The organism is Stutzerimonas tarimensis, from assembly GCF_042648805.1.
In the GTDB taxonomy this organism is placed as follows: domain Bacteria; phylum Pseudomonadota; class Gammaproteobacteria; order Pseudomonadales; family Pseudomonadaceae; genus Azomonas; species Azomonas tarimensis.
In genome coordinates this window covers 51226-74772 of the sequence record NZ_JBHRXZ010000016.1, presented here as the reverse complement: position 1 = coordinate 74772, position 23547 = coordinate 51226, and the positions used below count along the sequence as shown (strand labels likewise).

Annotated in this window: 20 protein-coding genes; 18 read left to right on the top strand and 2 right to left on the bottom strand. The window is 64.6% G+C overall.

Features of this window, described 5'->3' with window-relative positions; translation table 11 throughout:
• Positions 1-79: 79 nt before the first annotated feature.
• The 6 genes from ACFOMF_RS05700 to ACFOMF_RS05675 all read left to right on the top strand — a co-directional run bounded on the left by ACFOMF_RS05700 (position 80) and on the right by ACFOMF_RS05675 (position 5637).
• On the top strand, positions 80-1150 hold the full coding sequence (locus tag ACFOMF_RS05700) for a Rieske 2Fe-2S domain-containing protein (RefSeq protein ID WP_386362132.1): 1071 nt from the start codon (positions 80-82) through the stop codon (positions 1148-1150).
• The gene (locus ACFOMF_RS05695; RefSeq protein ID WP_386362130.1) at positions 1147-2097 is read left to right on the top strand and encodes a PDR/VanB family oxidoreductase; all 951 of its coding nucleotides are present in this window, start codon (positions 1147-1149) and stop codon (positions 2095-2097) included. The genes ACFOMF_RS05700 and ACFOMF_RS05695 overlap by 4 nt, the downstream gene beginning before the upstream one ends.
• Before the next feature lie 148 nt (positions 2098-2245).
• Entirely contained in the window at positions 2246-2593 is a 348-nt protein-coding gene (locus ACFOMF_RS05690; protein WP_386362127.1) for a Rieske (2Fe-2S) protein, read from the top strand.
• 65 nt (positions 2594-2658) lie between these two features.
• On the top strand, positions 2659-3672 hold the full coding sequence (locus ACFOMF_RS05685) for an SMP-30/gluconolactonase/LRE family protein (protein ID WP_386362124.1): 1014 nt from the start codon (positions 2659-2661) through the stop codon (positions 3670-3672).
• 27 nt (positions 3673-3699) lie between these two features.
• Positions 3700-4683, top strand: a complete 984-nt coding sequence (locus ACFOMF_RS05680; RefSeq protein WP_386362120.1) for a fumarylacetoacetate hydrolase family protein — start codon at positions 3700-3702, stop codon at positions 4681-4683.
• Positions 4684-4686: 3 nt separating this feature from the next.
• On the top strand, positions 4687-5637 hold the full coding sequence (locus ACFOMF_RS05675) for an NAD-dependent epimerase/dehydratase family protein (protein WP_386362118.1): 951 nt from the start codon (positions 4687-4689) through the stop codon (positions 5635-5637).
• A gap of 96 nt (positions 5638-5733) precedes the next feature.
• On the opposite strand, the gene ACFOMF_RS05670 is transcribed toward ACFOMF_RS05675, so the two are convergent.
• Positions 5734-7914, bottom strand: a complete 2181-nt coding sequence (locus tag ACFOMF_RS05670) for an ATP-binding protein (protein ID WP_386362114.1) — start codon at positions 7912-7914, stop codon at positions 5734-5736.
• A 290-nt stretch (positions 7915-8204) separates the two neighbouring features.
• Between ACFOMF_RS05670 and ACFOMF_RS05665 the strand changes: the two genes are divergently transcribed.
• The 11 genes from ACFOMF_RS05665 to ACFOMF_RS05615 all read left to right on the top strand — a co-directional run bounded on the left by ACFOMF_RS05665 (position 8205) and on the right by ACFOMF_RS05615 (position 21206).
• Entirely contained in the window at positions 8205-9194 is a 990-nt protein-coding gene (locus ACFOMF_RS05665) for a zinc-dependent alcohol dehydrogenase family protein (RefSeq protein WP_386362111.1), read from the top strand.
• 100 nt (positions 9195-9294) lie between these two features.
• Positions 9295-9588: a putative quinol monooxygenase gene (locus tag ACFOMF_RS05660; protein ID WP_386362109.1), complete on the top strand. Its 294-nt coding sequence runs from the start codon at positions 9295-9297 to the stop codon at positions 9586-9588.
• A gap of 10 nt (positions 9589-9598) precedes the next feature.
• Complete coding sequence (locus ACFOMF_RS05655) at positions 9599-10618, top strand: zinc-binding alcohol dehydrogenase family protein (RefSeq protein WP_386362106.1); 1020 nt, start codon at positions 9599-9601, stop codon at positions 10616-10618.
• A 199-nt stretch (positions 10619-10817) separates the two neighbouring features.
• Complete coding sequence (locus ACFOMF_RS05650; RefSeq protein ID WP_386362103.1) at positions 10818-11945, top strand: FAD-dependent oxidoreductase; 1128 nt, start codon at positions 10818-10820, stop codon at positions 11943-11945.
• 139 nt (positions 11946-12084) lie between these two features.
• Positions 12085-13305: a multidrug effflux MFS transporter gene (locus ACFOMF_RS05645; RefSeq protein ID WP_386362101.1), complete on the top strand. Its 1221-nt coding sequence runs from the start codon at positions 12085-12087 to the stop codon at positions 13303-13305.
• Positions 13306-13830: 525 nt separating this feature from the next.
• Positions 13831-14976, top strand: coding sequence for a YCF48-related protein (locus tag ACFOMF_RS05640; protein WP_386362098.1), 1146 nt, complete (start codon positions 13831-13833; stop codon positions 14974-14976).
• A gap of 4 nt (positions 14977-14980) precedes the next feature.
• Positions 14981-17476, top strand: a complete 2496-nt coding sequence (locus ACFOMF_RS05635; protein WP_386362095.1) for an efflux RND transporter permease subunit — start codon at positions 14981-14983, stop codon at positions 17474-17476.
• A 28-nt stretch (positions 17477-17504) separates the two neighbouring features.
• On the top strand, positions 17505-18503 hold the full coding sequence (locus tag ACFOMF_RS05630) for an NAD-dependent epimerase/dehydratase family protein (RefSeq protein WP_386362092.1): 999 nt from the start codon (positions 17505-17507) through the stop codon (positions 18501-18503).
• Positions 18500-19288, top strand: coding sequence for a cyclase family protein (locus tag ACFOMF_RS05625; protein WP_386362089.1), 789 nt, complete (start codon positions 18500-18502; stop codon positions 19286-19288). Before ACFOMF_RS05630 ends, ACFOMF_RS05625 begins: the two co-directional genes overlap by 4 nt.
• A gap of 88 nt (positions 19289-19376) precedes the next feature.
• On the top strand, positions 19377-20753 hold the full coding sequence (locus tag ACFOMF_RS05620) for a metal-dependent hydrolase family protein (protein ID WP_386362086.1): 1377 nt from the start codon (positions 19377-19379) through the stop codon (positions 20751-20753).
• A gap of 12 nt (positions 20754-20765) precedes the next feature.
• Complete coding sequence (locus ACFOMF_RS05615; RefSeq protein WP_386362083.1) at positions 20766-21206, top strand: GlcG/HbpS family heme-binding protein; 441 nt, start codon at positions 20766-20768, stop codon at positions 21204-21206.
• Between the two features lie 30 nt (positions 21207-21236).
• Here the strand turns inward: ACFOMF_RS05615 and ACFOMF_RS05610 are convergent, their stop codons facing one another.
• Entirely contained in the window at positions 21237-22715 is a 1479-nt protein-coding gene (locus ACFOMF_RS05610; protein WP_386362081.1) for an MFS transporter, read from the bottom strand.
• 95 nt (positions 22716-22810) lie between these two features.
• Between ACFOMF_RS05610 and ACFOMF_RS05605 the strand changes: the two genes are divergently transcribed.
• Positions 22811-23350, top strand: coding sequence for a TetR/AcrR family transcriptional regulator (locus ACFOMF_RS05605; protein ID WP_386362078.1), 540 nt, complete (start codon positions 22811-22813; stop codon positions 23348-23350).
• The last annotated feature ends 197 nt before the right edge of the window (positions 23351-23547 follow it).

Here is a 23547-nt window from a genome sequence, read left to right as displayed (position 1 = left end):
GTTTGGCCCGTTGACGGCATGCCTCGCCAGGTATTTCATTGGATCCAATAAATACAAAAACGCCCCACAGGAGGCCGCGATGTTCCCCAAGAATGCCTGGTATGTTGCCTGCACCCCCGACGAGATCGCCGAGAAACCCCTGGGTCGGATGATCTGCGGCGAACGGATCGTCTTCTATCGTGGCGCTGAAGGGCGGGTCGCCGCCGTCGAAGATTTCTGCCCCCACCGTGGCGCGCCGCTGTCGCTGGGCTATGTCGAGGACGGCAATCTGGTCTGCGGCTATCACGGCCTGGTCATGGGCTGTGACGGCAAGACCGTCTCCATGCCCGGCCAGCGTGTGCGTGGCTTCCCCTGCAACAAGGCTTACGCGGTCGAGGAGCGCCACGGCTTCATCTGGGTGTGGCCCGGTGATCAGCAAAGGGCCGACCCGGCCGGCATTCACCACCTGGAGTGGGCCGAGCATCCCGACTGGGCCTACGGCGGCGGCCTGTTCCACATCAACTGCGACTACCGGCTGATGATCGACAACCTCATGGATCTGACCCATGAGACCTACGTGCATGCCTCGAGTATCGGCCAGAAGGAGATCGACGAGGCTGCGCCCAGGACCACAGTGGACGGCGTTACCGTCACCACCGCCCGGCATATGGAAAACATCATGCCCCCACCGTTCTGGCAAATGGCCCTGCGCGGCAACAACCTGGCCGACGACGTGCCGGTGGACCGCTGGCAGATCTGCCGCTTCACCCCGCCGAGCCACGTACTGATCGAGGTGGGCGTGGCGCATGCCGGTCACGGTGGCTACGACGCCGACCCGAAACACAAGGCGTCGAGCATCGTGGTCGACTTCATAACTCCCGAGACCGAGACCTCCATCTGGTACTTCTGGGGCATGGCGCGCCACTTCAACCCACAGGACCAGGCCCTGACCGAGACGATCCGCGAGGGCCAGGGCAGGATATTCTCCGAGGATCTCGAAATGCTCGAGCGCCAGCAGCGCAACCTGCTGGCCTATCCCGAGCGCAACCTGCTCAAGTTGAACATCGATGCCGGCGGCGTGCAGGCGCGCAAGATCCTCGACCGGCTCATCGCCGAGGAGCAGGCGACTGCGGTAACCCCCGTCAGGATCGTTGGCGGGGGTGAGGCATGATCAGGGTCCAGGTCGCCTCGCGCCGGCAGGAAGCGCTGGACATCCTCGCGTTCGAGCTGGTGCGCCCTGATGGCGAGCCGCTGCCGGCTTTCAGCGCCGGGGCGCATATCGATGTACACCTGCCCGATGGCGTGGTTCGTCAGTATTCGCTGTGCAATCACCCCGAGGAGTCCCACCGCTACCAGATCGCCGTGCTGAAGGATCCGGCCTCGCGTGGCGGCTCACAGGCGATGCATGCTCTGACCGAGGGCTCGGTGCTGCAGATAAGCGAGCCGCGCAACCTGTTTCCTCTGGCGCACGAGGCCAAGCGCAGTCTGCTGTTCGCCGGTGGCATCGGCATTACACCGATCCTGTGCATGGCCGAGCGCCTGGCGCACACGGGCGCCGACTTCGAGCTCCACTATTGCGCGCGCTCCGCCGAGCGGGCGGCCTTTGTCGAGCGGATACGCCAGTCCTCGTTTGGTGAGCGGGTGCATTATCACTTCGATGACGGCAGGGACGGGCAGCCGCTGGATGCGCCGACAGTCCTGGCCTCGCCGGCAGAGGGTGCGCATCTGTACGTCTGCGGCCCCGGCGGCTTCATGGAGCATGTTCTGGGCACCGCGAGGGCGCAGGGCTGGCAGGAGGCCAATCTGCATCGGGAATATTTCGGCGCGGCGCCCGTTGCCCAGGAGAGCAATGACAGCTTCGAAGTCCAGCTCGCCAGCAGCGGACAGGTGTTCCAGGTGCTTGCCGACCGGAGTGTCGCCCAGGTGCTGGGAGAGGCGGGCGTCATCGTGCCGCTGTCCTGCGAGCAGGGCATTTGCGGTACCTGCCTGACGCGCGTGCTGGAAGGCGAGCCTGATCACCGCGACCTGTTCATGACTGAAGCCGAGCAGGCCGCCAACGATCAGTTCACGCCGTGCTGCTCACGGGCGAAGAGCGCCCGGCTGGTGCTGGATCTGTGACGAACGCCGTGGCGGGGAGGGGCTTCATCCTCTCTGCCGCCACAACCAGCTATCAGCTCCTGCGATACCTCGCATCGGAACAAGCGATTGGTCAAATGCCCCGCTCCGGCGCGACCCTGATTGCGTTGAGTGCCGTATGACTGCGCTTATGAATCAAGTTGCTCCGCTGACCTTTCTCTGCGATGTGCAGGACCTGCAGGACCGTGCCGCCCGTGGCTTCGACCCGTTCGACCGGGGCCGCGACACGGTGCTGGCACTGCTGTTGGACGGGAGGCCGAAGGTATACCGCAACGATTGCCCGCACCTGAACGTGCCCATGCAGTACCGCAAGGACCGCTTCATGACACCGGGCGGCGAGTACATCGTCTGCTTCGCCCACGGCGCCCGTTTCCTGCCGGAGAACGGCCTGTGCGTGAGTGGGCCCTGTCTTGGCCAGTCGCTGACCGAACTGGCCTGTCTGGTGGACGGCGAAGGGCGCATCTGGCTGGAGACCTGAGCCGCCGTCGGGGCAGTGCCGTGAATTCACAATAACAAGGGCCGGAAAACGGCCGAGGTATGCCCATGCGTGACAACCCCCTGCGCGGCTGGCAGGTCGATCGAGACGCCATCCGCTTCGTCGGCAACGACCTGCAACGCCCCGAATGCATCGTCGCCCAGCGCGACGGCACCCTCTGGACCGCTGATGCCCGTGGCGGCGTGATACGCATCGATCCCGACGGCGGCCAGCAACTGCTGGCGCCGGCCGAGGCAAGCGTCGGCGAGGCCGATTTCGAGCAGCGCTTCGTGCAATCGCAGAACGCCTCGCTGCCCAACGGCCTGGCGCTGACGCCCGAGGGCGACTTCATCATCTGCAACTGGGGCCTGGACCGCATCGAGCGGCTGAGCCGGGCGGGCGAGCTGACGGTGCTCTTTGCCGACCTGCACGGCAAGCCCTTCGGCAAGACCAACTTCCCGCTGCTCGATTCGAAGGGGCGGATCTGGTTCACCGTGACCACCCAGATGCAGCCCTGGACCGACTCGATCAACGCCGACGTGGCCGACGGTTACATCGGCGTGATCGATGAGAAGGGCATTCGCGTGGTCGCCGAGGGTTTTCGCGGCACCAACGAGATCCGCTTCGACGAGCGCGAGCAATGGCTCTACGTGGTGGAGAGCAATGCCCGCTGCATCTCCCGTCTGCGCGTGGGCCCCGACGCGACCCTGAGCGATCGTGAAATCTACGGCCCGGACAAGCTCGAAGGCTTCCCCGACGGCTTTGCCTTCGACAGCCACGGCAACCTCTGGGTGACCCTGATCATGACCGACAAGCTCATTGCCATCACCCCCGAGGGGGAGGTGCTGACCTTGCTCGACGACAGCAACCCCGAGGCCACTGCCGAGCTCTATCGCCAACGCGATGCCGGCACCCTGACGCCCGCCACCATGCAGGCCGCCCGCGGCCCGCTCGCGCCCTGGATGGCCAGCATCACCTTTGGCGGGCCGGACCTTAAGACCGTGTACCTCGGCAGCCTTCTGGGCAACCGCATTCCCAGCTTCCGCTCGCCCGTGGCCGGCCAGCCGCTGATCCACTGGTAACCCCGACAACAAGAACAAGGAACAACCATGAAACTTGCGACGCTCAAAGACGGCAGCCCTGACGGCCGCCTGGTGGTGGTCTCCCGCAACCTGGAGCAGGCAGCCTCCACCGAGGACATTGCCAGTACCCTGCAACAGGCCCTGGAAGCCTGGGACACCTGCGCCCCGCGCCTGCAATCGCTGTACGACGCCCTCAACGCCGGCGATGTGCCTGGCGCCTTCGCCTTCGATCCGGCCCAGGCCATGGCGCCGCTGCCACGGGCCTACCAGTTCGTCGACGCCTCGGCCTTTCTCAACCACGGCAGCATCATGGAGCGCGCCTTCAACCTGACGGTAAAGGTGCCGGCTGGCGTGCCGATCCTGATCCAGCGCCAGGGCGACGATTTCCGCGGCCCCTGCGACGACTACGCCTTTCCCAGCGAGGCGGACGGTTGCGACTTCGAGGGGGAGGTGGCCGCCATCACCGGACCGATCCCCATGGGTGCCGACCCTGCGCGCTGCGAAGCGAGCATCCGCCTGCTGGCGCTGTTCAACGATGTCTCGATGCGCGGGCATCTGCCGCGGGAGATGGCCATGGGCTTCGGCTTCATCCAGGCCAAGCCGGCCACCGTGTTCGCCCCGGTGGCCGTCACTCCGGACGAACTGGGGGACGCCTGGCAGAACGGACGGGTCGCGCTGGACCTGAAGGTGACGCGCAACGGCGAATGGTTCGGCCATCCCAACGGTCGCGAGATGGACTTCAGCTTTGGCCAGCTGCTGAGCCATCTGGCCTACAACCGCAACCTCGGCGCCGGCACCATGCTCGGCACCGGGACCTTCTCCAATCGCGACCACAAGACCGTCGGATCGAGCTGCCTGGCCGAGCGCCGGGCGCTGGAAATGCTCGAACACGGCGAGGCGTACACGCCCTTCATCCGCTTTGGCGAACGGCTGCGTTTCGAAATGCTGGGCAGCGACGGCACGAGCCTGTTCGGCGCTGTCGACAACCGTTACGTATCGAGCGAGGAGTAGCCCATGCGCGTGCTCGTAACCGGCGCCAACGGGTTCGTTGGCAGCCATCTGGTGCGCCGGCTGCTGGAGGAGGGCGCCGTCGCGGGCCGTCGGTTCAGCGAACTTGTGCTGATGGACATGGCCTTTGCCGAGCCGGCGCGTGACCCGCGGGTGCGGCAGGTCCCCGGCAGCATCGCCGATCCGGCCCTGCTCGCCGACACCTTCGGCCAGGCGCCGCTGGAAGTGGTGTTCCACCTGGCCAGCATCCCCGGCGGCATGGCCGAGCGAAACTTCGACCTCGGGCGGCAAGTGAACCTCGCCGCCACCGAGCAGATCCTCGAACTGCTGCGGCAGCAGGAAAAGCCCGCCCGACTGGTGTTCGCCAGCACCATCGCCGTATACGGCGCGTCGATGCCGGCACGGGTGACCGACGACACGCCGCCGCGTCCGCGGCTCAGCTATGCGGCGCAGAAGCTGGTGGGCGAAACCCTCATCGACGACTACAGCCGCCGGGGCTGGGTGGAAGGTTGCAGCCTGCGCCTGCCCGGCATCGTCGCCCGGCCACCGCAGCCATCGGGACTGCTGTCGGCGTTCATGAGCGACGTATTCTGGAAACTGCGCGCCGGCGAAGCCTTCGTCTGCCCGGTCTCACCCGAGGCCACGGCCTGGTGGATGTCGGTGGGCTGCTGCGTGGACAACCTGCTCCACGCCGCCACCTTGCCCGCCGAAGCCTTGAGCGCCCGGCGCAGCCTGGCCCTGCCAGTGCTGCGGCTGAGCATGGCCGGGCTGATCGACGGCCTCTGCCAACGCTTCGGCGACGACCGCCGCGCACGGGTGAGCTACGCACCGGACGAAGGGCTCGAAGCGGCCTTCGGCCGGTATCCGCCGCTGGAAGCGTGCGCCGCTCGGGAGTTGGGGTTCAGGGATGACGGGGATGTAGGGCGGTTGATCGGGCGGGCGTTGGGGGGTGGGTAGAGCGGGGGCTGGCGGTTGTGGCGGGGCGGGCGGCAGGGTCTCGGGCTGGGGCTGGCAAGCCCATACAACCGAAACGATACGCTGCGTCACCTCGAATCAATCATTTTGGCGATCTAGCAAGTTGCGTATCTCAATGGTCAGCTCTTCCAGCGTGAAGGGTTTTGCAAGCAGCTCGGCATCAGGTCGCTGATTCGCTTGTTCTAAAATAGGACTTGAGGCAAAACCAGTAATGAAAAGCACCTTCAGCTTCGGGTGGCTTTTTTGAACCATTTCCGCCAGGCCGATACCGTTTATATGACCTGGCAAGCCGATGTCAGCAATCAATAGATCAACATTCTCTAGCTTCTGGGATTGCGAAAGTGCTGATTTGCTGTCAACAGCTTCCACGACTCGATAGCCGAGTTCGCGAAGGACTTCGCACGCCACCTGGCGCACCGTTACCTCGTCGTCGACGAAGAGTATGGTTTCGTTATTGGCTGCACCGGGAAGCCTTACGGTACCAGTCGCTTGTATCTCGCTCTGAAGGGCTTCTTGCTCGTGCCAGCGAAAATACAACGTGACAGTGGTGCCCATGCCCGGTTGACTATGTATGCGCGCCTGGCCTCCTGATTGCTGAGTAAAACCATAGATCATGGATAGGCCTAGGCCCGTTCCCTCTCCGCTTTTCTTCGTTGTGAAGAAAGGATCGAACGCACGGGCGAGTACTTCTGGAGTCATCCCGATTCCGGTATCTGTCACTGAAACACCGATGTATTCACCGGGGGGAAGATCTCGCTCTGTTGCGACGTCGCCTTGAATGCTATGCCGCCGTGTTTCGATATTGAGGGAACCACCCGCTGGCATGGCGTCCCGCGCATTGATGGCGAGATTGAGCAGAGCGTTCTCAAATTGATTGGGATCACAGAGAATCGTGTCGTTAGCCCTGAGCTTGGTTTCGACAATGGTGCTTGGCCCTACCGTACGGCGGATCAGGTCTTCCATCCCAGCAATGATCTGGCTGGCTTGAACAGGCTTTGGGTCGAGTGTCTGCTGTCGCGAAAAAGCCAACAGTCGATGCGTCAGGGCGGCCGCTCGCTTTACGGACGTCATGGCCAACGTAACGTAATGGCTCAGTTTTTCGAACTTGCCTGCATCGATTCGTCGCTGCATCAGCTCGAGGCTCGTGGCTACGCTTGCGAGCATGTTGTTGAAGTCATGCGCGATGCCGCCAGTCAGCTGGCCCACGGCTTCCATCTTTTGACTTTGTCTAAGCCTTTCTTCAGCGGCGGCGTGTTCACCCTGCGATTTCTCGAACTGCCGGGTTCGGTCCTGGATGCGCGCTTCTAGCTCTCCATTCCACTCACGTAAAGCATCCTCAAGCTGAATGCGGTCGCTGATATCTTCTAATGTTCCGTACCACTGCTCGCATAGGCCGTGCTCGTTAAGGCTAGAGAAGGCTCTGGTTCTGAACCAGATGTACTCACCCGCGGCATTAAGAAAGCGGGCCTGAAAATCATAAGGTTCAAGTGTCGCGACCGACCTTTCCCAGACCGCCATCATTTGTACGATGTCATCAGGGTGAACCAGATTTTTCCATTCATGCCCAGTACATTTGTCGCGGTTCGCCCCGGCAATTGCCAGCCAACGAGCATCAACCGATATCACTCGCCCTTCAGGATCAGCTGTCCAGGGTAACTGCGGGTTGAGTTCGACAGAACGGCGGAGGTGCCTCTCGCTTTCACGCAATTGCCTTTCAGATTCTTCCAGAGCGTCTGTAGCCCGGCAGCGAGAAATAGCTCCCGCTAGCAGGTTGGCATAACTGCGCAGGAAGTCTACGTCGCTGTCTGAAAAGTCCCGTGGCTCAGTACTGTCGACCTCGAAGATTCCGTAGGGCATGGCCTCGTCTCGGCTTTTCACCAAAACGTTTATAAAGGCCTTGCCGCCGTGATCAATGAGGAACCTGCGGTAGCAAAATCGATCTTCCGTACTAATATCCGGAGATACTACTGATGCATTTTTTAGCAGCGAGTACCATTCAGGTGTGCCCTCATCGACGCTTAGCGAGAGATGGCCAACTAGTCCGGGCTTCCAGCCGACGCCATTTCGAAGCAATACCGCCTTGCGATCCTCACTGAATTCCAGAAACTTGGCGAGGTGAGTGCCCAGGGCCCCGCTGACCAAGCGGCACGCTTCGGTCAGAATTTCATCTAAGTCTTGCGATCTGAGGGCTAGCTCACCGAACTCGGCCATGACCTTCCGTTGGCGCAGCAATACCTGCTCATTATCCGCACCCACCATGACTACTCCGAAATATGGCAACGATATTTCGATTGACGGGAGGAAAAGGCGTTCAAAAAACCGGACGACTAGTTTCCCACGATGCATACGACAGCTGGCCGCCTCTCTTGCGTCGACCATCAGATTGCAGGCGGCAGCTCCGTCGCCAGCGCAAGAGAATTGGGGGCTGTCCGTGAGGAACCTTTGAGTGGCCGCTAATCGTCCTGCCCAGTGCCTATGGGCGCTGGTGGCTGCCTGGCTGAGCGGTCCATGGCTCGGCCCCTTCGTAATAATTAGCTGAGGATTACGCTATGTCGCGCGTCATACGCTTTCATCGCACCGGTGGCCCCGAGGTTCTCCAGATCGACGAAGTCGACGTGCCGGCCCCCGGCCCGAACGAAGTTCAAATTCGCGTCAAGGCGCTCGGCATCAACCGGGCCGAGGTGATGTACCGCACAGGCCAGTACGTTATTGAACCGAACTTCCCCGCCATGTTGGGCTATGAGGCGGCTGGAACAGTGTCGGCAATCGGTTCCGATGTGGTCGGTTTCGCCCCTGGCGATGCCGTCAGCGTAGTGCCAGCTTTCTCCTTTGCCGAATATGGCTTGTATGGGGAGTTGGTCAACGCCCCGGCGCATGCGGTGGTTAAGCACCCGGAGGCGCTTTCTTTCGTCGAGGCAGCGGCAGCCTGGATGAAGTTTGTCACGGCCTATGGCGCTCTGATCGAACTCGGCGGGCTGCAGGCGGGCGAGGCGGTGCTGATTCGTGCTGCATCGAGCAGTGTGGGGCTGGCCGCGATTCAGATTGCGAACATGGTAGGCGCCATCCCCGTGGCGCTGACCCGCACCAGCGACAAGCGTGAAGCCTTGATCCAGGCCGGGGCTGCGGCAGTCATTGCGACCCAGGAACAGGACATGGTGGCCGAAATCATGGCGATTACCCATGGACAGGGCGCGCGCATGGCCTTCGATCCGGTGGGCGGGCCCGACGTGGCCTTGGTACTCAAGGCGCTATCCATGCATGGAATCTTCTTTCAGTACGGCGCTTTGGACAGTCGGGATATCCCGGTATCGGTCATGGATTTGCTCGGCAAGCATTTGACGCTGCGCGGTTATCAGCTTTTCGAAATTACCCAGAATCAGGAAAAACTCGAACGGGCCAAGCACTTCATCAACGAAGGGCTCGCTGGCGGACAGCTGCGACCGGTAATCGACCGTACATTCGGCTTCGACGAGATGGCCGAGGCTCACCGCTATATGGAGTCGAATGCCCAGGTGGGCAAGATTGTTGTCGCGCTGTAACACAGGTTTAGCTTCATCGCCGCATGGCCGGCATGGACATCTTCGATATACCCGTGCCAGCCAATGCATTCTCTTATATCGCACACAGACAGGAGGTTTGATGACCACCCCTCTCACACTGGTTGCCACGCTGGTCGCGAATGCCGGCTTCGAAGCCGAACTCCAGCAGACGCTCCAGGGGCTACAGGGCCCAAGTCGAGCCGAAGCGGACGGTATCCAATACGACTTTCACAAAGATGCCGAGCAGGCTCGAACCTTTCATATGGTCGAACAGTGGCGGGACGAAACGGCACTGACTGCGCACGAAGCGACTCCGAATTTCCAGGCGGCGCTACCAGTCATCGAGTGCGCTGCTGAAAAATTCTCCGTCACGAAAATGTACCGCGTCTCCTGAGGAGCTCCGAATGAAAGCGATTGCACACTTCCAATGCCTGCCTGTTGAGAACCCTGACGCCCTCGTGGAGATCGATCTACCCGAGCCAGTGCCGGGGCCGCGCGATCTGCTGGTAGAAGTCAAAGCCGTATCGGTCAATCCCGTCGATACCAAGGTGCGGCAGGGCTACGTACCGCACGCGGACGAAAGCCAGCCGCGCATACTCGGCTGGGACGCGGCCGGCGTGGTCAAGTCGGTCGGTTCCGACGTAACGCTGTTCGAGCCCGGTGACAAGGTCTGGTACGCCGGGTCGCTGATCCGCCCAGGCAGCAACAGTGAATTGCAGCTGGTAGACGAGCGCATTGTCGGATCGATGCCGCAGTCGCTGGAGTTCGCCCAGGCTGCGGCACTGCCCCTGACGTCCCTGACTGCTTGGGAGTTGCTCTTTGATCGCCTCGGTGTTGCACGCGATACCTCCGACCGAGGCGAAACACTGTTGATCATTGGCGCTGCAGGTGGGGTGGGTTCGATCTTGACTCAGCTGGCGAGGCAGTTCACTGGCTTGACCATCATTGGTACGGCTTCGCGCCCTGAGACTCAAGCTTGGGTCACCGAGCTTGGCGCGCATCATGTCATCGACCACACCAAGCCGCTCAGCGACGAGCTCAAGCGCATCGGTATCCCAGAAGTCAGCTATGTCGCAAGCCTGACCCAGACCGACCGGCACTACGAGCAAATCATCGAGTCGCTGAAGCCCCAGGGCAGGCTGGGACTGATCGATGATCCGGCTACGCTGGACGTCGTACCGCTAAAGCGAAAGAGCCTGTCGCTGCACTGGGAGCTGATGTACACCCGCTCGCTGTACGAGACAGAGGACATGCAGGAGCAGCACAACATACTCAATGAAGTTGCGCGGCAGATTGATGCGGGCGTCCTGCGCACCACCGTTGGCGACAACTATGGGCGCATCAGCGCCGACAATCTTCGTCGTGCCCATGCACTGCTCGAAAGCGGTAAGGCAAAGGGCAAGATTGTGCTGGAAGGCTTCTGACTGGGCGTTAGCATTTCCATCAGGTATTTCCACGGCTCTGGCTACTTCCACCAACCTATCGCCTGCCGCGATACATCACATCCCCACTTGCGATTGGTCAAGGTCGCTTGGCCTCTCTAGGTTAACGCCCATTGCGCGTCCCGGTTCCCATGGCCGGGCGCGGCAAGGTGACCTCATAACAACAACCAGGAGGTATGCAATGGGTCAGGTGAGCAAGGTGCTGGTGGTCGGTGGCGGGATCGGTGGGTTGTGCGCGGCGATTGCGTTGCGGCGCCAGGGCATCGGTGTCGATCTGGTGGAGCTCAAGTCCGAGTGGACGGTTTATGGCGTGGGCATCATCCAGCAGGCCAACGTGGTGCGGGAGATGGCCCGGCTCGGCCTGGCCGATGATTACCTCAAGGCCGGGTTCGGGTTTTCCGACGTGGGCATCTACGACGGCGCCACCGGCACCCGGCTGGTACGCATCCCCGGCAAGAGCCTGGTGGGCGACCAGTACCCGGCGAACATCGGCATGTCGCGCCTCGCGCTGCACGAGTTGCTCAGCCGGCGGGCCATGGAGTTGGGAGCGAAGGTGACCCTGGGCATGTCGGTGGAAAGCCTGGGCCAGGACGCGCAGGGGGTCGACGTGCGGTTCACCGACGGCAGCGCCGGCCGCTACGACCTGGTCATCGGCGCCGATGGGCTGTTCTCGCGCATGCGCGGGATGTTGTTCGGTGACACCTATACGCCGCGCTTCACCGGCCAGGCGGTGTGGCGCTACAACTTCCCGCGGCCGGCGGAAATCGATCACCTGGCTCATTTCCAGGGCGAGCACGGCAACGCCGGGCTGGTGCCGCTGGCCGATGACCTGATGTACATGTATGTCACCAGCCACGAGCCGGACAATCCCTACATGGAGCAGGCCGAGCTGGCCGGCAGAATGCGCGAGCGGCTGGCCGGTTTCGGAGGGCTTGTCGGCAAGTTGGCGGAGCAGATTACCGACAGCCGTCAGGTGGTCTACAAGCCGATGGAGGTGATCTTCGTCGCCGAACCCTGGTTCAGAGGCCGTGTGGTGCTGATCGGCGACGCGGTACATGCCGCCACGCCACATCTGGGGCAGGGCGCCGGGATGGCCATCGAGGATGCGGTGGTGCTGAGCGAGGAGATCATCGGAGAAGGTACCCTCGAGGAGCGGTTGCAGCGTTTCATGGCCCGGCGCTTCGAGCGTTGCCGGTTCATTGCCGAAAGCTCCATCATGGCGGGCGACAAGGAGATGGAGCGCGACCATAGCTTCGATCGCATCGGACTGGTGAAGAAGATGCTGGAGGTCACTGCGCAGCCCATCTGAGCCAGGCACCCTGGCGCTGATCCGAACCGCGGCCCCGGCCGCGGTTTTTGCGTTCCGCCGGAACGCCGGTCCCCATGCAGTGCTCCATTCTTCGAGCGGTTCGGGATTGCCTGGGCCGCGTCTCATACAAGGTAGAACAATGATCCGCCTCACCCCGGGCCTGACGGCCCTCATGCTCGCTGCCATCTCGGCTATCGGGCCGTTGGCCACGGCCCTGTATACACCGGCGTTTCCCACCATGGCGCGGGTGTTTGGCGTAGGTGCCGACCAGATCCAGCTGACCCTCACCGCCTACATGGCGGGGCTGGCCATCTCGCAGCTGCTGTACGGCCCGCTGGCCGACCGCTTCGGTCGCCGGCCGATGCTGCTGGGCGGGCTGGGGCTGTTCACCCTGGGCAGCATCGCCTGCATGCTGGCGGAGAGCATTCCCGTGCTTCTGGTGTTTCGCTTTCTGCAGGCGTTCGGGGCCGCCTCGGGAATGGTGCTTGGCCGGGCGGTGGTGCGAGATACCTTTTCCAATGTGGAGGCCACGCGCGTATTGGCGCTGATGGGCAGCATTCTGGCGGTGGCGCCGGCCCTGGGCCCGATCATTGGCGGGGTGCTGTTGCAGTTCGGCTGGCAGGCGATCTTCGCCGCGCTGGTGCTCTACGGGTTGCTGGCCCTGGTGTTCGTCGCGATGGCGCTGCCGGAGTCGCTGAAGCCGGAGCAGCGCCAGTCGCTGAGTCCGGGAATGATTCTCGGCAACTACCTGAGTGCCCTGCGCAATCGCGTCTTCATGGGCCATGTGCTGGCGGTCAGCAGCATGTTCGCGGGGCACTTCGCGTTCGTTTCCAGCGCCTCGTTCGTGCTGATCGACGCCTACGGCGTGCCGGCCACCCGCTTTGGCCTCTACTACCTGGTGGTCATCGGCGCGTTCATCCTGGGCAACCTGATCAGCGCGCGTGTGAGTGGCCGGGTCAGTATTCATAGCCTGATCGTCACCGGCGCCGGGCTGTCGATCCTTGGTGGCAGCCTGATGTCGCTGCTGGTGTTTGGCGGCGCCGAGCATCCCCTGCAGGTCGTCGCCCCACAGCTGATCACCGGGTTCGGCGCGGGGCTTCTGGTGGCGCCCTGCATCGCTGGTGCGCTGATGCCGTTTCCCCACATGGCGGGGACGGCCTCGGCGCTGCTGGGTTTCCTCCAGATGGGGGCGGCGGCGCTGTCGACGGCCCTGCTCGGGTATCTGTATGACGGCACCGCCCGGCCCATGGCACTGGCCATCGCTCTCTGCGGCGTTGGCACCCTGACCGCCTACCTGTTGCTGGTGGGCCGGGCAGGGCAGCCAGGGGCGGAGAACGAGCCGTTGAAAAGCAGCGGCTGAGCCCGTGAAACGAGGCGCGGCGACTGCGCTTGGGCCGCGCCTCGATATCAGCTGCGCAGGCGTCAGGCCGCGCTTTTTCCGCACATCCAGACCGGCCGCAAGGGGCCGTTTGGGTATCGCCGAATGCGATACCTCCCATCTTTAAGATCGATTAGCCAAATTCCCGCGTGGCCCATAACGTGAAGCTACAAACAGGCCGAAAGCGACGACTTTCGGTGCGTCTACGTTCAGGCGGTTACGTGCGCCGCCCATGAACGAAGCCAGAAATGCTGGAGAAGAACAATGACACAGCATCGCCTTCGCGCCCCCGGTGCGATTTTCGCCTCTTCCTCTGATGGTGCGGCTTCCCGTGCCGCCGAGCCGCCGTTGTTGCCCGTCGATTGCGACCGCATGGCGGTGCCTTGGACAATTCTCGGCGCCTCTCGGGCCGCCTGATTTCCGATTCTGTTTCTCCCGCACAGCCGACCCGCTGAAGCGGGAGCGTTGCACGGACGCGGCAATACAAGAACAAGAAGAGGTTTACCTATGGTTATTCAAGCGTGTGCCGTCCGGCGCCCGGCCGAGGCTGGAGCGCCGAATCTCGCCAAAGGGCGAAGGCTCGGCCAACAGCTCCGCGGCGCCTTCCTTGCCTTGCTCTGCGTGTCCCTCGCCGGCCCGCTACTGGCCGACTCCGCGCCTGACGTGCTGGCGCAACCCGCTGCGAAGCTGATCGAGCCCGGCCGCGCGGTGTTGCTCGGCATCACCCGTGCCGGCGACCGGCTGGTGGCGGTGGGCGAGCGCGGCATCATTCTCCTGTCCGACGACCATGGAAGCAGCTGGCGCCAGGGCAGCGTGCCGGTGCGCATCAGCCTGACTGACGTGCAGTTTGTCGATGAGCGACACGGCTGGGCAGTCGGCCACTCCGGCGTGGTGCTGCACAGCCGTGACGGGGGCGAGACCTGGAACCTGCAACTCGACGGCCGCCAGGCTGCCGCGCTGGAGCTGGAAGCCGCCGAGCGTGAGGCGGGGCCCGGCTCCCAGCGGCTGGACAATGCCCGGTTGCTGGTCGACGACGGCCCGGACAAGCCCTTTCTGGTGGTGCACTTCAGCGATGCCCGGAACGGGATCGTCGCCGGTGCCTTCGGCATGGCCTTTCGCACCCGCGATGGGGGCGAGACCTGGAGTTCGATCATAGGTCGCCTGCCCAACGACTGGGGCGCGCACCTCTACGCCATCGCCAGCCGTGACCGGCACCTTTACATCGCTGGCGAGCAGGGCCTGTTCATGCGCTCCACCGATGACGGCACCAGCTTCGAGGCGGTGGAGACCGGCTACGAAGGCAGCTATTTCACCCTCGCGCTGCTGCCGGCGGATGCGCTGCTGGTCGGCGGTCTGCGGGGCACCGTGATGCTCTCGGACGATGCCGGCGAAAGCTTCCGGATGCTCGACAACCCGGTCCCGGTATCCCTCAACGACGCCGTCACCCTTGACGACCGCCTGCTGCTGGTCAATCAGGCCGGCGGTCTGCTGGAAGTGGCCGGCGGCAGCCTGCGACCGCTGCCCGTGCGCGCCGGGGCGCCCCTGTCCGCCGTGGCCCGAACGGCTGATGGCGGGGTGGTCGGTGTCGGTTTCAACGGTCCGGTGTCCCTGTCGCCGCTGACCCCGGCCAACGCACACGCTTCTGCGGAGTAGGTTCATGAGAGACCCTCGGAATACCCCAGCGAACCCCGCCGAGAGCCTTGCCCGGTTCGATCGAGCCTCCGGCTCGTTCATCGAGCGCGCCCTGTTCAACCATCGCCCGCTGGTGATGCTGCTGTGCCTGCTGATCACCCTGGCACTGGGCTGGCAGGCGACCCGGCTGGATTTCAACGCCAGCTTCGAGAAGATGATCCCGGTCAGCCACCCCTTCATCGTCAATTACCAGGAGCACCGCCAGGAGCTTTCCGGGCTCGGCAATGCGGTGCGCGTCGCCGTGGTCAACACCGGGGGCGATATCTATGACGCGGATTACCAGCAGACCCTGCAGCAGCTGAACGACGAGATCTACTTGCTGCCGGGTGTCGACCGCGCCTTCATGCGCTCGTTGTGGACGCCCTCGACCCGCTGGGTCGGCGTCACCGAAATGGGCCTGGAAGGTGGCCCGGTGATTCCCGACGGTTATGACGGCTCGCCACGCAGCCTGGACGACCTGCGGCGCAACATCAGCCGCTCCAACGAGATCGGCCAGCTGGTGGCCTTCGACCAGCGCTCCAGCATCATCTACGTGCCCTTGCTGCCGACCACGCCCGATGGCCAGCCGCTGGACTATTCACGACTGTCGAGCCAGCTCGAGGAGCTGCGCGACAAGTACGCCAGCGACCGCATCGAGATCCGCATCACCGGCTTCGCCAAGGTGGTGGGGGACCTGATCGAGGGATTGCGGCAGATCCTGCTGTTCTTTGCCGCGGCCATCCTCATCACCGGTGCGGTGCTCTACTGGTACACCCGTTGCGTGCGCAGCACCCTGCTGGTGATGGCCTGCTCGCTGACGGCGGTGATCTGGCAGCTCGGGCTGCTGCCGCTGCTGGGTTACCAGCTCGACCCGTATTCGGTGCTGGTGCCGTTCCTGGTGTTCGCCATCGGCATCAGCCATGGCGCGCAGAAGATGAACGGCATCATGCAGGACATCGGCCGCGGCATGCACCGGCTGGTGGCGGCCCGCTTCACCTTCCGCCGCCTGTTCATCGCCGGCCTGACGGCGCTGGTGAGCGACGCGGTGGGCTTTGCGGTGCTGATGACCATCGACATCCCGGTGATCCAGGACCTGGCGGTGACCGCCAGCATCGGAGTCGCGGTGCTGATCATCACCAATCTGGTGCTGCTGCCGATCCTGCTCTCCTATCTCGGTGTCGATGCCCACGCCGCCCAGCGCAGCCTGCGCAGCGAGCAGGCCGAAGCGGCCGGCACCGTCAGGCATCCGCTGTGGCGCTTTCTCGACCTCTTCACCACTCGCCGCTGGGCGACCGGCTGCGTGCTCGTCGCCGCGCTGATGGCCACCGGTGGCTACCTGATCGGCCTCAACCTCAAGGTGGGTGACCTGGATGCCGGTGCGCCGGAGCTGCGTTCCGATTCGCGCTACAACAGGGACAACGCCTACATCACTGCCCATTACGGTGCCAGCAGCGACGTGTTCGCGGTTATGGTCAAGACCCCGGTGGGTGGCTGCGCGGCTTACGACACTCTCAAGCGGGTCGACGATCTGGACTGGCGCCTGCGGGCATTGCCTGGGGTGGAGAGCACCAACTCCCTGGCCCAGCTCAATCGTCGGGTGCTGGTGGGGCTCTCCGAAGGCAATCCGAAATGGTACGAACTGGTGAACAACCAGGCGACCCTCAACATGATCACCGGCGGCGCGCCGCGAGGCCTCTACAACGAGGATTGCAGCCTGCTGACCCAGTACGCCTACCTCTCCGACCACAAGGCCGACACCCTGACCTCGGTGGTCGATGAGGTGCAGGCCTTTGCCGAAGAGAACAACAGCGAGCAGGCCCGGTTCCTGCTGGCGGCAGGCAGCGCGGGCATCGAGGCGGCCACCAACATCGTGGTCCAGCAGGCTAACCGGGAGATGCTGTTCTACGTCTATGGCGCGGTGATCCTGCTCTGCCTGGTGACGTTCCGCTCCTGGCGGGCGGTGGTCTGCGCGGTGCTGCCGCTGATGCTCACCTCAATCCTCTGCGAGGCGCTGATGGTGGGGCTGGGCATCGGCCTGAAGGTGGCGACGCTACCGGTGATCGCCCTCGGCGTGGGCATCGGCGTGGACTACGCGCTCTACGTGATGAGCATCATGCTGGCGCGCATTCGTTCGGGCGACAGCCTGTCCCAGGCCTATTACCGGGCGCTGGTGTTCACCGGCAAGGTGGTGATGCTCACCGGCGTGACCCTGGCCATCGGCGTCGGCACCTGGATCTTCTCGCCGATCAAGTTCCAGGCCGACATGGGCGTGCTGCTGGCCTTCATGTTCATCTGGAACATGGTCGGCGCCCTGGTGCTGCTGCCGGCCCTGGCCTGGTTCCTGTTCCCTGAAGCCCGCGGCCTGGCCCCTGCCGACGAAGCCTCGGCAGGTGCCACGGACCGCGCCGGCGCCGCGCCGCTGGTCGTTGCCGTGCCGCTTGCCGAGCCTGCCGTGCGCCAATCCGAAAGGCAGGGTTGCTGATGAATCGCCAGATGGCCGAGGAGGCACGATGCGGGTACTGATCACGGGCGCCAACGGTTTCATCGGGCGGCAGCTGGTGCTGCGCCTGCTGGAAACCGGAACCCTCAGGGGACGAACGATTGACGCGCTGCTGGTGGTGGACCGCTGCCTGGGTGCGCTGCCGGAGGATGGCCGGCTGCGCCGCCTGCCGGGAGATGTCACCGAGTCGGCGGTGCTGCGCCGGGCGCTCGCCGACGGGGTGGACGTGGTGTTCCATCTGGCGGGCATTCCGGGGGCCATTGCCGAGCGCGACTACGAACTGGGCTATCGCACCAACCTGCTGGCCTCGCTGGAGCTCATGCAGTTGCTGCGCGCTCAGCCCAGCCCGGCGGTGCTGGTGTTCGCCAGCAGCGTGGCGGTCTACGGCGACGATTTGCCGCCGCGGATGAACGGGGAGGGCGATCTGCAACCGGCACTGACCGTCGGGGCCCACAAGCAGATGGTGGAAACCGCGCTGGTGGACCTGTCTCGGCGTGGCGAGTTGGACGGCCGCGCCATCCGCCTGCCCAGCGTGGTGGCGCGGCCCGACGGCACCAGCGGGCTGCTCAGCGGGTTCATGAGCGACCTGCTCAACGCCTTCGTGCGCAACACGCCGTACTGCTGCCCGGTCTCGCCGGAAGCCACCGGCTGGTGGATGTCGGTGCGCTGCTGCGTGGCCAACCTGATCCAGGCCGCCGAACTGGAAGTGGACAGCCTGCGCTCCCGCCGGGTCTGGCAACTGCCGGTGCTGAAGCTGTCGGTGGCCGAGGTGATCGAGGGGCTGGTGGAGCTGTACGGCGAAGAGCGGCGCTCGCTGATCACCCATGCCCCGAATCCGCAGCTGGAGGCGGCATTCGGTGCCTTTCCGCCGCTGCGGGCTCCCCAGGCCCGGGCGCTCGGCTTCAGCCACGACCGCAACGTGGCCAGCCTGATCCGCAACGCGCTTACCCCGCCCGGCGCCCCACGCCGTGGGCGTCCCCAGGTCAGAGTCAAGGAGTCGCTGCAATGAATGAGAACCGGAAACGCCGCTTCGTAGACCTCTCGGTCACCCTCGACAACAACCCCTTCACCGATCCGCCGCCGCTGCTGCCGAAGATCGACTACATGGACCACCAGCAGGGCTGGCCGGAAATGGCCGCCATGTTCCCCGGCCTGCGCAAGGACCAATTGCCGGGCGACGAGAGCTGGGCGGCCGAGCGGCTGGACATCACCACCCACAGCGGCACCCACATGGACGCGCCCTGGCATTACGCCTCGACCACCGACGGCGGCAAGCCGGCCTTCGGCATCGACGAACTGCCGCTGGAGTGGTGCCTGCAGCCGGGTGTGAAGCTTGATTTCCGCCATCTCCCCGATGGCCATGTGGTGACCGCCGCCGAGGTCGAGGCCGAACTGGCCCGCATCGACCATGAGCTCAAGCCGCTGGATATCGTGCTGGTGAATACCCGCGCCGGTGCGCTGTTCGGCCAGCCCGGCTATCTGGAAGCGGGCGTCGGCATGGGCCGCGAAGCCACGCTTTACCTGCTTGAGCGGGGCGTGCGGGTGGTGGGCACCGATGCCTGGAGCTGGGACGCGCCCTTCAAGTACACCCGCGAGCGCTTCGCCGAGAGCGGCGATGCCTCGATCATCTGGGAAGGGCACAAGGCCGGGCGCGACATCGGCTATGGGCAGATGGAAAAGCTCGCCAACCTGGAAAGCCTGCCGGCCAACGGCTTCCTGGTCTCCTGCTTTCCCTACAAGATCAAGCGGGCCTCGGCCGGTTTCACCCGCGCCGTGGCGATCTTCGAGGAATAGGCTGGAGAGGGCGGCGCATGCGGTTTCACTTCTGCCGGCACGCTGCAGTCGGCAGCATGAAGCACCACAACAACAACTGGAGGCAGCCATGTCCCGCACCTTCATTCGCTGCAAGACGCTTTTCACTGGCCTGGAAGACGAGGCCCGCTGCGAGCAGACCCTGGTCGTCGAGAATGGGCTGTTTACCTGGGTTGGTGATACAGCCGACGCCCCGGCCCGCGCTGTCGGCGATGCCCTGGTGGAAGCCGGTGACGACTTTGTCATGCCGGGCCTGATCGACGTGCATACCCACCTGGTGTTCGGCAACGCCAAGAGCGAGGAAGACATCGACCTGCACGTCTCGCCGGAATTTCGCGCCCTGCGCGGGTTGTTCTTCACCCAGCACGTGATGGCCGCCGGCTATACCTCGGTGGTGGTGCCGGGCGATGCCGGCCAGTGCAGTATCGCCGTGCGCAACGCCATCAATGCCGGCATGTTCCCCGGGCCACGCATTGCCGCCAGCAGCAACGTGATCGCCAACCGGCAGAGCCTGAACGACTGGTTTCCCAGCTGGGTCGGCACGCCGGAGTACTTCACCGGTCGGCTGTGCGCCACCCGCGAGGACCAGATCGCCGAGATCCGCCGCCAGGCCAAGGACGGCGTCGACGTGATCAAGATCGCCATGGACGGCACCCACCGCCGCGACAACGGCGAGATCATCGCCGCCTTCACCGAGGAGGAGACCCGGGTGATGGTGGACGAGATCCATCGCCTCGGGAAAAAGGTGGCGGTGCATGCCTATGGGGCCGAAGCGGTGCTGTACGCGGCCAAGGCCGGCGTGGACGTGATCTTTCATGCGTTCTTCCTCGACGACGCCTGCATCGAGGCGATGCTCGTCTCCGGCAGCCACCTGGCGCCGACCCTGACGATGCTGGCCAACAACGTCGAGTTCGCCGAGCTCTACGAGGCCTCGACCAAATCCGGCTACGCCGCCATGCAGCGTCGAGTGATCGACATCGGCTGCCGTAACCTGCGCTGCGCCCGTGAGGCTGGCGTGCCGTTCATGACTGGCAGTGACAGCGGCTTCGCCATCACGCCCTACGGCGAGTGGCACGCCCGCGAGCTGGAAATCTTCGTCGACTGGCTTGGCTTCACCCCGGCCGAGGCGCTGCGCGCGGCCACCTCGGTGGCGGCGCGGATGATGCCGGCAGCCGGGCGTGCCGGGGTAATCGAGGTCGGGCGGCCGGCGGACTTCCTGTTTATCGACGGCTCGCCGCTGGAGAACGTCGCCCTCCTGCAGGAGCGCGAGCGTATCCGCGCCGTATTCCAGGGCGGACAGCGCATGCAGACCGCGGTGCCGGGCTACGACCCCAACCGGGTCAGCGATTTCAACACGGTGAAGTGGTCCGAGTTGCACACCCGCCAACGCGCCGTCGAACTGGGCAAGCGGCCGGCGTCCCCGGGGTCCCTGCACCTGGCAAACTGAGAGGAGGACGCCATGACTCGACTCACCCTGAACCTGGCCAATCGCCTGATCGAGGCGGCGCTGGCCGAAGGCCAACGGCTGCAACTGGCGCCGTTGTGCGTGGCGGTGCTGGATGCGGGCGGCCACCTGCTGGCCCTGCAACGCGACGAGCGCGCCAGCCTGCTGCGCCCGCAGATCGCCATCGGCAAGGCCGCGGGCGTGCTCGGCATGGGCTTTGGCGGCCGCGAGCTGGTACGCCGCGCGGCGAAGATGCCGGCCTTCTTCAATGCGCTGTCGGATCTGGCCGGCGGAAACATGGTGCCGGTGCCGGGCGGAGTGCTGATCCGCGATCCGGCCGGGGAGCTTCTCGGCGCCGTGGGCATCAGCGGCGACACCTCCGACAACGACGAGCTCTGTGCCATCTCTGGGGTGCGAGCCATCGAGCTGATCCCGGACACCGGCGATCCGGTTTGAGCTGGCTCATTGTGACCCTGGGGGGCGGCCTCAGCGAGCCCGGCGAGTGGTCAATGCGATTCCGGCCGCCGCCGCGCTCAGCAGGGCGAACACCACCGTCATCACCATCACGAAGGCACTGTCGAAGGCGCTTCGCGCCAGGCTGACCAGCGGGGCGGCGAGGGCATCGGGCAGGGCTTCGGCGGCGATCAGCGCGCCGTCGAGGCTGTCCCGGGCCAGGTCCGACACCGCCATTCCCTCCGAGCTGACAAAGGCCGCTGCATACACCGCCGACATCAGGCTGCCGAGCACGGCTATACCCAGCGCACCGCCCAGTTCATAGGACACTTCCTCGATCGATGCCGCCATGCCCGCCCGGTCCGGCGGTGCATGCAGCAGCATGGCGCTGGACGCGGCGGTCATCGCCGCCCCGACGCCAAAGCCGAGCAGGCTGAACGACAGGATCTGGACCCATCGCTCGGTCCCGTATCCCAGCAGGTAGACCAGCATCCCTGCGGCCGACAGGGCAAGGGACATGCTCAGGATGCGTTCCGCACCGAGGCGCGGCAACGCCAGCCCGGCCAGAGGGCCGGCAATGAAGGCCGCCAGCGGGATCGGCAGGATGGTCAACCCGGCCTGCAGCGGCGACAGGCCGACGACAAGCTGCAGCCGCTGGCTGAGCACCAGTTCCATGCCCATCAGCGCGGCGGAGGCGACCGACGCGGCGACCACACCGGCCGAGAAGGTGCGATCGCGAAACAGCGTGAAGTCGATCATCGGCACCGTCGCCTGGCGCTGCCGGTGCAGGAAGGCCAGGCCGCACAACAGGGCCGTCACCGCTGCCGCCACGGCCTGCAGCGCCGAAGGGTCCGTCTTGCCCGCCTCCTTGATCGCCAGGGCCAGGCCGACCAGCGCACCCATGACCAGCAGCGAGGAGAGGGGGTCGAATGGCCGGCCCGGATTGCCCGGCCGGGTGGGCAACCAGGCCAGCGCCCCCAGCAGGGCCAGCGCCACGATGGGCAAGTTGATGAGAAACACCGAGCCCCACCAGAAGTGCTCCAGCAGCACCCCGCCCACCACCGGCCCGAACGCCGCGCCGCCCGAGGCGATGGCCGCCCAGATGCCGAACGCCAGGGCGCGCTCGCGGGCGTCCTCGAACACATGACGGATGATCGCCAGGGTGGCTGGCATCATCATCGCCGCACCGATGGCCAACGCCACCCGGGCCGCGATCAACGCTCCGGCAGTGGGTGAGAAGGCCGCCGCCAGGGAGGCCACGCCAAAGACCACGAGCCCGGAAACGAACATTCGCTTGTGACCGAAACGGTCACCCAGCGCCCCCATCCCAGGTAGCAGCCCGGCGACGGTAAGGGCATAGGCGTTCACGATCCATAGCTTCTCGGTAGCCGAAGCGCGCAGCTCGTAGGTGAGGCTCGGCAGGGCCAGGTAGATCACGGTCATGTCGATGACGATGAGCAGCAGGGCACTGGACAGGATCGCCAGCACAAGCCAGCGTAGATGTGATTGCAATGCTTTTCCCTCGGAGACGGTTTCAGCGCGCTTGGCTGGTGATCAGCCATGGGGCAAAATATAAATACATACGTATTTAATTAAAAGAGGCAGGCATGGGCCGAAAACCGACCATCGACCGTGAGGCGCTGTTGGACGTGGCGGAAGGTATCGTCAACCGGCAGGGCGCGGCGGCCCTGACCATCGATGCGTTGGCGAAGGCGGCGGGGATCACCAAGGGTGGCGTGCAGTACAGCTTCGGCACCAAGGACGAGCTGATCAACGCCATGTTCGAGCGCTGGGGCAAGGGCTATACCGAGCTGTTCCGGCGCATCGCCGGGGATGATCCCGACCCGTTGACTTCAGTACGCGCCCATGTGGAAGCCACCCGGGCCTCGGACACCGGCTCCCACGCCAAGGCGGCGAGCCTGATGGCAGCCCTGCTGCAGACGCCGGAACACCTCGAATCGACCCAGGCGTGGTACCGGGAGCGTCTTGCCGGGCTCGACACCTCGACCGAGGAGGGCCGCCGCGCCCGTCTCGCCTTTTACGCCACCGAGGGCATCTTCACCCTGCGCTTCTTCCGCCTGATGGAGATCGACGAGCAGGAGTGGGCAGCCGTCCTGGCGGACATCGCGGAGCTGATTCCGGGCTGAAGCCCTGCGCCAGTGCTCGGTCTGAATTTGTCATGATCCACACCGGACCTTTAGCGCCGCCTGAGCCTGACGGGAGCCGGGCTGGTCCGGTTCTCTAGGCTCTGTACGAGAAGTGCCTGCGCTCGGTCATGCTGCGTTGAAAAGCGGCTCGGAATGCTCATTTACGACTAGTAAACTCCGCTTCCTCGCCGTTTTTC